General features: G+C 65.0%; 11 protein-coding genes. 6 read left to right on the top strand and 5 right to left on the bottom strand.

Features of this window, described 5'->3' with window-relative positions:
* Positions 1 to 14: 14 nt before the first annotated feature.
* The 4 genes from ACZ92H_RS18665 to ACZ92H_RS18650 form a co-directional block, all read right to left on the bottom strand.
* Positions 15 to 722 carry an anaerobic ribonucleoside-triphosphate reductase activating protein gene (locus ACZ92H_RS18665; RefSeq protein ID WP_465050571.1) on the bottom strand — a complete coding sequence of 236 codons (708 nt, stop codon included), beginning with the start codon at positions 720 to 722 and terminating at the stop codon, positions 15 to 17.
* Entirely contained in the window at positions 712 to 912 is a 201-nt protein-coding gene (gene nrdD, locus ACZ92H_RS18660) for an anaerobic ribonucleoside-triphosphate reductase (protein WP_131377386.1), read from the bottom strand. Before nrdD ends, ACZ92H_RS18665 begins: the two co-directional genes overlap by 11 nt.
* Entirely contained in the window at positions 909 to 2,657 is a 1,749-nt protein-coding gene (locus tag ACZ92H_RS18655; protein ID WP_131377383.1) for a ribonucleoside triphosphate reductase, read from the bottom strand. Before ACZ92H_RS18655 ends, nrdD begins: the two co-directional genes overlap by 4 nt.
* Positions 2,658 to 2,775: 118 nt before the next feature.
* Entirely contained in the window at positions 2,776 to 3,192 is a 417-nt protein-coding gene (locus ACZ92H_RS18650) for a hypothetical protein (RefSeq protein WP_465050570.1), read from the bottom strand.
* 160 nt (positions 3,193 to 3,352) lie between these two features.
* Between ACZ92H_RS18650 and ubiU the strand changes: the two genes are divergently transcribed.
* The 3 genes from ubiU to ubiT are packed head-to-tail and all read left to right on the top strand — an operon-like array spanning position 3,353 to position 5,861.
* Positions 3,353 to 4,390 carry a ubiquinone anaerobic biosynthesis protein UbiU gene (ubiU, locus tag ACZ92H_RS18645; protein ID WP_465050569.1) on the top strand — a complete coding sequence of 346 codons (1,038 nt, stop codon included), beginning with the start codon at positions 3,353 to 3,355 and terminating at the stop codon, positions 4,388 to 4,390.
* A gap of 9 nt (positions 4,391 to 4,399) precedes the next feature.
* Positions 4,400 to 5,296: a ubiquinone anaerobic biosynthesis protein UbiV gene (ubiV, locus tag ACZ92H_RS18640; protein WP_465050568.1), complete on the top strand. Its 897-nt coding sequence runs from the start codon at positions 4,400 to 4,402 to the stop codon at positions 5,294 to 5,296.
* Between the two features lie 19 nt (positions 5,297 to 5,315).
* Positions 5,316 to 5,861: a ubiquinone anaerobic biosynthesis accessory factor UbiT gene (gene ubiT, locus ACZ92H_RS18635; RefSeq protein WP_131377370.1), complete on the top strand. Its 546-nt coding sequence runs from the start codon at positions 5,316 to 5,318 to the stop codon at positions 5,859 to 5,861.
* Positions 5,862 to 5,891: 30 nt separating this feature from the next.
* On the opposite strand, the gene ACZ92H_RS18630 is transcribed toward ubiT, so the two are convergent.
* Positions 5,892 to 6,155 carry a heavy-metal-associated domain-containing protein gene (locus ACZ92H_RS18630; RefSeq protein WP_131377367.1) on the bottom strand — a complete coding sequence of 88 codons (264 nt, stop codon included), beginning with the start codon at positions 6,153 to 6,155 and terminating at the stop codon, positions 5,892 to 5,894.
* Positions 6,156 to 6,391: 236 nt separating this feature from the next.
* On the opposite strand from ACZ92H_RS18630, the gene ACZ92H_RS18625 reads away from it, so the two are divergent.
* From ACZ92H_RS18625 to aspT (ACZ92H_RS18615), 3 genes are all read left to right on the top strand, one after another.
* Positions 6,392 to 7,264 carry a substrate-binding periplasmic protein gene (locus ACZ92H_RS18625; protein WP_465050567.1) on the top strand — a complete coding sequence of 291 codons (873 nt, stop codon included), beginning with the start codon at positions 6,392 to 6,394 and terminating at the stop codon, positions 7,262 to 7,264.
* A gap of 260 nt (positions 7,265 to 7,524) precedes the next feature.
* The gene (aspT, locus tag ACZ92H_RS18620; RefSeq protein WP_131377362.1) at positions 7,525 to 9,207 is read left to right on the top strand and encodes an aspartate-alanine antiporter; all 1,683 of its coding nucleotides are present in this window, start codon (positions 7,525 to 7,527) and stop codon (positions 9,205 to 9,207) included.
* Positions 9,208 to 9,269: 62 nt separating this feature from the next.
* Positions 9,270 to 10,958 carry an aspartate-alanine antiporter gene (gene aspT, locus ACZ92H_RS18615; RefSeq protein ID WP_465050566.1) on the top strand — a complete coding sequence of 563 codons (1,689 nt, stop codon included), beginning with the start codon at positions 9,270 to 9,272 and terminating at the stop codon, positions 10,956 to 10,958.
* The last annotated feature ends 17 nt before the right edge of the window (positions 10,959 to 10,975 follow it).

The following is a 10,975-nucleotide window of genomic DNA, read 5'->3' as shown; positions in this document are numbered from 1 at the left end:
ATCCTGCGGCAGGCTCAATTGCCATGATTACGGAATGTAAAACGGGGAAACATGGCGCCGATTTGCGCCAGCGTCGGCGCCGCCGGATAGCCGTGCAGAAGGCGGCCGGCCAGTGCCGCATCGCGGCAGCCATCGGGCCGGAACTGCTGCAGCACATAGTGCTTGACACCCTTCGCGGCCAGGCTCGCGGCCAGCTCAAGCAATTGCGCGTCGGGCAGCAGGTCCGGGTGCACGGTGGTGCGGCATTCATGGGCCACGCCGCTGGCAAGAATGGCGTCCAGGCAGGCGCGCGCGGGGTCGCCGCTGCCGGCCACGCGGGTCACATGTCGATAGTCGCTGAACGGCGCCTTGATGTCGAAACCCACCCAGTCGACCAGGGGCAGCACCTGTTGCAGGCGCTGCGGATAGATGCAGGCCGTGTGCAGGCCGATGGCAAAGCCCAGCGCCCTGGCGTCCAGCATGGCGCGTTCCAGCGCCGGGTCCATGCACGCCTCGCCGCCGCTGAAGACGACGGCGTCGACCAGGCCCACCCGGCGGCGCAGCCAGGCCAGCACGTCGCGCCAGGGCATGGCGCCCTCCCGCGTGCGCGGCTGCAGATGGGGATTGTGGCAATAGCCGCAACGCCAGGGACAGCCCTGCACGAAGACCACGGCCGCCAGCCTGCCTGGATAGTCGCTGGCGGAAAAGGGCGTCAGGCCGCCCACCTTCAAGTCAGCCGCCATGGCAGGCGGGCAGGCCAACCTTGGCGCTGGCCTGCGTAAAATACTGGCGCTCGTGGAATTCGCCCTGCTTGCCGATGTTGAACGAGGCGACGGGGCGGTGGTAGCCCATCACGCGCGTCCAGATTTCGCAGCGCTGGCGTTCGCTGTCGAGCAGGGTGATGGCGGGAGTGAAGTCGGGACGTGCATTCATGGCGTTTCCTCCAGTGATGGAACAGGGTGGGCCTGCTTGCGGGCGATCAGCTCCGCGTCGCAGGTGGGGCAGAATTCGTGCTTGCCGGCCAGGTAGCCGTGGCGCGGGCAGATGGAAAAGGTGGGCGTGACGGTGATGTAGGGCAGCGAGAAGCGGCTCAGGGCGCGCTTTACCAGCTCGCGGCAGGCATTCGCGTCCGACAGCGCTTCCGTCATGTACAGGTGCAGTACCGTGCCGCCCGTGTATTTGCGCTGCAGGGTGTCCTGCAATTCCAGCGCCTCGAACGGGTCGTCCGTATGGCCCACGGGCAGTTGCGACGAGTTCGTGTAGTACGGATTGTCGGGCGTGCCCGCCTGCAGGATGGCCGGATAGCGCTTGCCGTCTTCGCGCGCGAAACGGTAGGTCGTGCCTTCGGCCGGTGTCGCTTCCAGGTTGTACATATGGCCCGTCTCCTCCTGGAATTGCAGCATGCGGGCGCGCACGTGGTCGAGCAGGCGCACGGCCAGCGCATGGCCTTCGGGTGTCGTGATGTCGTGCGCGTCGCCGCTGAAATTGCGGATCATTTCATTGATGCCGTTCACGCCCAGGGTGGAAAAGTGGTTGCGCAAGGTGCCCAGGTAGCGCTTCGTGTACGGGAACAGGCCTTGCTGCATCAGCTCCTCGATGGTGCGGCGCTTGATTTCCAGGCTGGTCTTGCCCAGCTCCAGCAGGCGGTCCAGGTCGGCCAGCAAGGCCGCTTCATCGCCGCGCCACAAGTGGCCCAGGCGCGCGCAGTTGATGGTCACCACGCCCAGGGACCCGGTCTGCTCGGCGGACCCGAACAGGCCGTTGCCGCGCTTGAGCAGTTCGCGCAAGTCCAGCTGCAGGCGGCAGCACATGGAGCGGATCATGTTCGGCTTGAGTTCCGAATTGATGAAATTCTGGAAGTAGGGCAGGCCGTAGCGGGCCGTCATCTCGAACAGCCGTTCCGCGTTCTCGCTGTGCCAGTCGAAATCCTCCGTGATGTTGTAGGTGGGGATGGGGAAGGTGAAGACGCGGCCCTTGGCATCACCCGCCATCATGATCTCGATGTAGGCGCGGTTGATCATGTCCATCTCCGCCTGCAGCTCGCCATAGCGGAAATCCATCTCCCGGCCGGCGATCACGGGCACCTGCTCGCGCAGGTCGTCCGGGCAGACCCAGTCGAAAGTGAGGTTGGTGAACGGCGTCTGCGTGCCCCAGCGCGACGGTACGTTGAGGTTGAAGATCAGTTCCTGCATGTACTGGCGCACGTCTTCGTAGCGCAGACTGTCCTGGCGGATGAACGGCGCCATGTAAGTGTCGAAGGAACTGAACGCCTGCGCGCCGGCCCACTCGTTTTGCAGGGTGCCGAGAAAATTGACGATCTGGCCGATGGCGCTCGACATGTGCCTGGGCGGGCCAGACTCGATCTTGCCCGGCACGCCGTTCAAGCCTTCGTGCAGCAGGGTGCGCAGCGACCAGCCGGCGCAGTAGCCGGCCAGCATATCGAGGTCGTGGATGTGCAGGGCCGCCTCGCGGTGCGCCGCGCCCACTTCGGGCGGATACACCTGGTCCAGCCAGTAATTGGCGATGACCTTGCCCGACACATTGAGGATCAGGCCGCCCAGCGAATAGCCCTGGTTGGCGTTGGCGTTCACGCGCCAGTCGCGCCGCTCCAGGTATTCATTGATGGATGCGGCGACATCGACCTGGCCGCGCGGGGTGGGAACTGCATTTGTCGTCATGAAACCTCCAATAAACACAACATGCGGTGTTTTCATGGAGATTAATCACTAAATGTAGTGGCGTCAAACGGCGCCTGCCATTGCCTGGCGAATCCTTGATGCAGGTGAAAAAAAATCCTCAGCGGCTTTTCTTCGCGCCCGCCTGGCGCAGGATCAGCCAGGCGGCGCCAAACCAGGCGGCGCCGCAGATGGCGATGCTGATGACGGAGGCGGGCAGCACGTGCAGCCAGATTTCCAGCGCCGAATAAGTGCTCCAGCTGGCCACGCGCGCGTCGAAGGTGACGTAATTGGCCAGCAGCCAGTACACGGCCAGCATGCCCGTGCACAGGCTGACCTGGCGCAGCACGGGCACCTGGCGGCGCGCAAAGACGGCTTGCAGGAACAGCAGCAGCACGCCGGGCCAGGCGCCCAGCGCTTCGGGCGAGAGGATGGAGAGGGCTTCGGCATCGTAGCCGTCGGCGGGCGATGCCCACTGTATTTGCAGCACGGTGAGGAACAGGGTCAGCAGGAAGATGAGCAGCGGTTTGCGGGGCATGGAAATAGGCAGGATCGGATAAGGGTGGCGCATTTTACAGCGTGGTCAAGCAAGTGGAAAACGCGCCAGCCATGCGTGCATTCCTTCACCTGCGTCAAGGACTGCGCGCCCTGCGCGGCGCTATAGTCTGCACCCTGAGCCGACACGGGAACTGAACATCATGATGCTTGAATCAACCACCGCCACCCGCGTGGCCGGGCCGCTGGAACTGGTCTGTCCCGCCGGCAGCCTGCCCGCCCTGAAAGCGGCCGTCGACAATGGCGCCGACACCGTCTACCTGGGCTTTCGCGACGCCACCAATGCGCGCAATTTCGCCGGCCTCAATTTCGATGAAAAGGCCATCGCCGAGGGCGTGCGCTACGCCCACCAGTACGGGCGCAAGGTTTTGCTGGCGCTGAACACCTATCCGCAGCCGCACAACTGGGCCGTGTGGCGCAGCGCCATCGACCGCGCCGCGCAGGCGGGCATCGACGCCATGATCGTCGCCGATCCGGGCCTGATGGCCTATGCGTCCCAGCACCACCCGCAGCTGCGCCTGCATTTGTCCGTGCAGGGCTCGGCCACGAATTACGAGGCCATCAATTTTTACCACGAACACTTCGGCATCGCCCGCGCCGTGCTGCCGCGCGTGCTGTCGATGGCGCAGGTGGAGCAGTTGATCAGCAAGACGGAAGTCGAGATCGAGGTATTCGGCTTTGGCAGCCTGTGCGTGATGGTCGAGGGGCGCTGTGCGCTGTCGTCGTATGCGACGGGCGAGGCGCCGAACACGCATGGCGTGTGCTCGCCGGCGAAATCCGTGCGCTGGCTGGAAACACCGCAAGGGCTGGAATCGCGCCTGAACGGCGTGCTGATCGACCGCTATGCGCCGGGCGAGAACGCCAGCTATCCCACCCTGTGCAAGGGGCGCTTCGAAGTCAACGACGAAGAGTATTACGCCATCGAGGAGCCGGCCAGCCTGAACACGCTGGCGCTGCTGCCGCAGCTGATCGCCATGGGCGTGCGCGCCGTGAAAATCGAGGGGCGCCAGCGCAGCCCTGCCTACGTGGCGCAGGTGACGCGCGTGTGGCGCGAAGCGATCGACGCCTGCCGCGAGGGCAATGCGCGCTACGCCGTCAAGCCGGGCTGGATGGCGGCCATGGACAAGCTGGCCGAGGGCCAGCAGCACACCCTCGGTGCTTACCACCGATCATGGAAATAGAGGATGAACATGCTGAAGCTTTCACTGGGCCCCTTGCTGTATTACTGGCCGCGCGCCACCGTCTTCGAGTTTTACCAGCGCATCGCCGCCACGGCCGTCGATATCGTGTATCTCGGCGAAACCGTGTGTTCGCGCCGGCATGAGCTGCGCCTGGCCGACTGGCTCGATATCGCCGACATGCTGGCCGCTTCCGGCAAGGAAGTGGTGCTGTCGACGCAGGCGCTGATCGAGGCGGGCGCGGAGCTGGCGACCCTGCGCCGCATCACGGCCAATGGCCGCTACACGGTCGAGGCGAACGACATGGGCGCCGTCCACTGCATGGAGAAGGGCGCGCCCTTCGTCGCCGGGCCGCACCTGAACCTGTTCAATGGCCCCAGCCTGCAATTGCTGGCGCGCCTGGGCGCGCAGCGCTGGGTCATGCCGCTGGAAATGGGACAGACGGCGCTGGCCGAGATGCAGCGCCAGAAGCCGGACGGGCTGGAGACGGAAGTGTTTGCCTACGGCCGCATGCCGCTGGCATTTTCCGCCCGCTGCTTCACGGCGCGCAACCGCAACCTGCCGAAGGACGATTGCGGCTACAGCTGCCTGGAAGAGCCGGACGGCCTGCTGCTGCGCACGCGCGACGAAGTGCCGTTCCTCGTGCTCAACGGCACGCAGACGCAGTCGGCGCTGGTCTACAACTTGGTGCGCGAACTCGACGCCATGCGCGACATGGGCGTGGCCGTGGCGCGCATCAGCCCGCAAGCCACGCATACGGAAAAAGTCATCGCCATCTTTGACCGCGCCCGCCGCGGCCAGGTCAGCGGCATCGGTGCCCAGGCGCAGCTGGCCGCCTGCCAGCCCGCCGGCGCCTGCGATGGCTACTGGCATGGCCAGCCCGGCATGGAACAGCGCACCGCCCATTGACTGTAGCGAAAGGAACCCCATGCAAGATCAACTGGAAAGACTGCCCCTCCCCGTTCCGGCTCCCGTTGCCGCCACTCCCGGCCTGTGCAAAGGCGGACCGTCGTACCGGCTGCCCGAGCCGCTGGCCGACCTGCTGTCCAAGCTGCCGCCATATCCCGCTTCCTGGCTGTTCGTGCAGGGCTTGAACCGCTTGCTGGCGCCGCAGCTGCCCGACGATGTGCGGCGCAGCCTGGAAGGGCGCAGCCTGCGCTTGCGGCTGCTCGACGCGGGCATCGCCTTCGACTTCGAGTGGCAGGGCACGGTCTTCGTGGCCGAGCGCTATGCGGACGTGCCCGAGCTGTGCATCGCCGCCAGCGTGCATGACCTGATGCTGCTGGCGCGGCGCCAGGAAGACCCGGACACGCTGTTTTTCAGCCGTCGCCTGAGCCTGGAAGGCGACACGGAACTGGGCCTGCTGTTCAAGAACACGCTCGACGCCATCGAGCTGCCGCCGTTCGACCTGCATGCGCTGGGGCCGCGCCGCGTGCTGGCCCATTTGCGCGACCGCGGCGCGCGCGGCGGATAGCCGGGGAGGGAAGGGCGCGCCGGGAAGCGTTCAGTGGCGGCAGTGGCCGCAGGCGCCGCTGCACGAGGACAGCTGTTCTTCATCCGTCGCTTCGCCCATGAAGCCGGCGTCGTTGACGGCCGCCAGCAGGCGCTCCTGGGTGGCCAGGCGTTCGTCGAATTGCACGGTGGCGCCGTGGCGCGCCAGCGAGACGCAGACGGTGGCCACGCCGGCGACCGCTTCCAGGGCGCCCGTCAGCCGGTCGGCGCAGCCTTCGTGGTCCATGCCGATGATATTCAAGCGTGCTGTTTGCATGCATACCTCTTGTTTTTCAAATAAAAAAACAGCGTAGGCGAGGGCGCGCAAGCCGTCCAGAGCAGCACGTATAAATATTTTTGTATTTGTACTTTTATTGATCTGGATTAATTCCGCACTGCCGGTCGTCATCCTGACTTGCTGTTGTTTTGTACACAGTTTCCATATTCCAGTCGACAAGCGTGCCTTGCTGCGCGATACTGTTTTTCTGATAAGAGCGCTGGAAAGGAAGGCCCATGCAGCGCCGTTCCCTGCTCATGCTGGCCAGCCTCTGGCCGCTTGATGCCGCCCTCGCCGCGACGGTGGCCGCGCCGCGGCCACTGCTGTATCCGCGCCACCAGGCACATGATGATCCGCAGCAAGATTACGTCACGGCGTTGCTGCAACAGGCGTTGCAACGCTCGGGCCAGGCATATGCGCTGCGCCGCTCCACCTTGCCCATGGTGCAGGCGCGCGCCATCCACGAGATCGCGGCAGGGACGGGCAGCGTGGACATCGTCTGGGCCGCCACCAGCCGCGCGCGCGAGGCGCAATTGTTGCCCGTGCGCATACCCATCGACCGGGGATTGATCGGCTGGCGCGTGGCGCTGATCCATGCGCGCCGACCACAGCTGTTGCGCGGCAGGCGCATGCCTGCTGACCTGGCGCACCTGTCGGCCGGCCAGATGGCCGACTGGCCCGATGCCGCCATCCTGCAATCGAATGGCTTGCGCATCGACACGTCCAGCACGTATGAAGGCCTGTTCCAGCAACTGGCGGCCGGCCGCATCGATTACTTTCCCCGCTCCGTGATCGAGGCGCAAAGCGAGCTGGCCAGCCATGCGTGGCTGCCGCTGGCGCTGGACGCGCACCTGCTGATCCGCTATCCGGCGGCCCTGTACTTTTTCGTCGGGCAGCATCGGCCGGAGCTGGCCCGCCACATCGAAACGGGACTGGAAAAGATGCTGGCCGATGGCAGTTTCGAACACCTGTTCCGGCGCCATTTTGGCCGCGTCACGGATGAACTGAACCTGTCCCGGCGCCAGGTGCTGGAGCTGGTGAATGGGGACCTGACGGAGCAAACGCCATTGGCCCGCAAGGCACTCTGGTACCGTCAAAAACATTACTAATGGTATTGTTGATTCATGTCAAATAGGTACTTCAATCGTGCGCGGCCGATGTGATTAATATCAAGACGAGTTCAACAGAACACCTGTTGACACTTGTAAATATATCGCCGAATATGATTCCACGTTACAACTTTTTCCCGGCGTAGCCCTCGGTTGCAGGTGCTGTGCGGGAAGCCATACGCCCGTTCGTCCGCACGCTGCCGCCAGCCCGGGAACGCCCGATTTCAGTAACCATCCGTTATCATTTCGAAGGTTAGCTCATGCTCGATTCGATCGCGTCGGTATTGCACCAGGTACCGGAATTGGCCTTGTTCCTGGCGCTGGCGCTGGGCTACGCGGTGGGACAGATACGCTTCGGCCCGATCCAGCTGGGCGGCGTGTGCGGCACCCTGATCGCCGCGCTGCTGATCGGGCAAGTGGGCATTACCCTCGACGCCAGCGTGAAGAACGTCTTCTTCATGCTCTTCATCTTTGCCCTCGGCTACGCGGGCGGTCCCCAGTTTTTCGCCAACCTGAATGCCAAGGGCTTGCGTCTGGGCATACTTTGCCTGATCGAAGTGGTGGTGGTGCTGGCGCTGGTCTTGCTGGCCACGCGCATCATGGGCCTGGACCAGGGCACGGCGGCCGGCATGATGGCCGGTGCGGCCACGGAATCGGCTGTCGTCGGCACGGCCACGGATGCCATTTCCAAGCTGGCCCTGCCGGTGGCGCGCATCGCCGAGCTGCAGGCCAACGTCGTCACCGCGTATTCGATCACGTATATCTTTGGCCTGATCACCATCGTCATCATCACCAGCCAGATCTTCCCGCTGCTGCTGCGCGTCAACCTGCGCGAGGAAGCGGACAAGCTGTGGGCGCAGATGGGCGGCGCGCAGGCGGGCGCCGACGACTTGCAGGCGACGCCGGAAATGGTGGGGCGGGCCTACCGCATCAGCCGTGGCGCGGGGCGCCGCCTCGACTCGCTGCAAACTATTTTCGCGGGCCGCGCCAGCATCACGCGCGTGCGCCGGCATGGCAAGGTCTTGCCTCTGGTGCCGGAGCTGCGCCTGCGCGCCAATGACGAAGTGCTGGTGATCGGCCACCGCCCCGCGCTGGTGGCGGCCGAGTCCATCCTGGGCGACGAATTTGCCGACACGACGGGCCTGAACATGGCCGTTTCGGCCGTCGAAGTGGTGCTGCAGCAGGCAGCGCTGGTGGGCCAGCCCTTGCGCCAGCTGGCCTTGCCCGCCGGCGTGCACGTGGCCGCCGTCATCCGGGGCGAACACAGCATGCCGCCGCTGCCCGACCTGGCATTGCAGCGCGACGACGTGCTGCGCCTGTACGGCACGACGGAAGGGCGGGAATTGAACACGGCGCTGGCCGCCATCGGCAAGCGCGTGCCCACGGGCGACCGCAGCAATATTGTCTACGCCAGCATCGGCATCGTGCTGGGCGTGTATATCGGCGGCTTCAGTGCCAAGCTGGGCGGCATTCCCTTTTCGCTGGGCACGGGCGGCGGCGCTTTGCTGACGGGCCTGGTGTTCGGCTGGTACCAGGCGAGAAAGCCGGGCATGCCGGGCATTCACCCGAGCGCGCTGGACATGATGAAAGACATCGGTCTGGCCACCTTCATCGCCTGCGTGGGCCTGGCCTCGGGACCGCAGGCGATCGACCTGATCCGCCAGTACGGCTTGTCGCTGCCCCTGATGGGCGTGCTGATCGCCGCCATTCCCGCCTCGATTTCCCTGTGCGTGGGGCATTTTTTCCTGAAGCTGGAAGCGCCCGTGCTGCTGGGCGCCATCGCCGGCCAGCAGTGCAGCACGCCGGCCCTGTCCGCCGTGCAGAACGCGGCGGGCAATTCCACGCCCTTGCTGGGCTACACGATCACGTATGCCATCTCGAACGTCGTGCTGCCCCTGCTGGGGCCGCTCATCGTGGCCCTGGCCGGTTCCGTGCACGCATGAGGCGCGCGCCGGCGGGCAAGCAGTCATAGTCAAGAATTCCTTCAAAACGAAAGGCGGTCAGCATGGAATGGTTGCACGAGTTATTCAAGAAGTCGCCTGAAATTGCCCTGTTTCTCTCCCTGGCAGTGGGCTACTACATCGGCAAGATCAAGTTCGGCTCCTTCCAGCTGGGCGGCGTCGCCGGTTCACTCCTGGTGGCGGTGCTCGTCAGCCAGGTGGGCGTTGCCATCGATCCCGGTGTCAAATCGGTGCTGTTCGCACTGTTCATTTACGCCGTCGGCTATGAAAGCGGACCGCAGTTCTTCAATTCCCTGGGCCGCCAGTCCGTGCGCGAAATCATCCTGGCCGTGGTGCTGGCCGTGACGGCGCTGCTGACGGTGGTCATCATGGCCAAGATCTTCGACCTCGACAAGGGCCTGGCGGCCGGCGTGGCGGCGGGCGGCTTGACGCAGTCGGCCATCATCGGCACGGCCGGCGACGCCATCGCCAAGCTGGGGCTGGCGGCGGACGAAGTGGCGCGATTGCAGGGCAACGTGGCCGTCGGCTATGCCGTCACCTATGTGTTCGGCTCGTTTGGCGCCATCATCGTCTGCGTCAACATCCTGCCGAAACTCATGGGCCGCACCATCCGCGAAGATGCGATCAAGGCGGAAACGGCGCTGCAGGCAGGCGTGCAGGTGCTGGGACCTGGCCAGACGCCGGCCGCACCCGATCTCATCGGCCGCATCTACGAGGTGGGTCCGGGCGCCGGGCGTTCGGTGGCGGACATCGAAAGCGCCAATCCGAACACGGCCATCACCATCGAGCGCGTGAAGCGCAACGGCCAGGTCATCGACGTCAGCCAGGACCTGGTGCTGGCGGCCGACGACATCGTGCTGCTGGTGGGCCGCCGCGAAGCCATGCTCAGCGTGTCGTCCCAGCTGGGCAAGGAATTGCATGCCGTCGAAGGCATGGAACTGGTGATGCAGCGCCGCGACATGGTGCTGACCAACAAGGTGTATCACAACAAGACGGTGGGCGAGATCCGCAATGCGACGGCGCCGGGCGTGCGTCACGGCATCTTTGTCGTGCAGCTGAGCCGCATGGGCAAGGTCCTGCCCATGCAATCGGAAACCGTGGTGCAGACGGGCGACGTGGTGACCATCTATGGCGCCGAGCAGGACGTCAAGCGCGTGGCGGCCGAAGTGGGCTACATGATCGTGCCAAGCGCCAAGACGGACTTCGTCTACATGGGCGCGGGCCTCGTCGTCGGGCTGCTGGTGGGCTTGCTGGTGGCGCGCATCGGTTCCATCCCGCTGACCCTGGGCAGCGGCGGCGGCGTGCTGCTGTCGGGCCTGGTGTTCGGCTGGTTCCGCGCCAAGCGCCAGACGTTTGGCTACATGCCCAGCGGCGCCGTGCAAATCCTCAAGGATCTGGGCCTGGCCGGCTTCGTTGCCGTCGTCGGCCTCACCTCCGGCCTGCAGGCCGTGGAAACCGTGCGCCAGCATGGCCTGACCCTGTTCGGCGTGGGCGTCGTCGTCACCATCCTGCCGATGATATTGACCATGCTGATCGGCCGTTACGTCTTGCGTTATGACAACGTTGCCGTGTTTGCCGGCGCCTTGTCCGGCTCGCGCAGCGCCAATCCCGCGTTTGGCGAAGTACTGAACGCGGCGCAAAACTCCATCCCCACCGTGCCATTTGCCATCACCTATGCCTTGGCCAACGTTTTCCTGACCTTGCTGGGCCCGCTCGTCGTGGCCTTCGTCTGAGTCAGCGAGCATCAGTA

Source organism: Janthinobacterium foliorum, assembly GCF_978021625.1.
The sequence above is the reverse complement of the archived record's forward strand: the minus strand, read 5'-3'. Positions and strand labels throughout refer to the sequence as shown.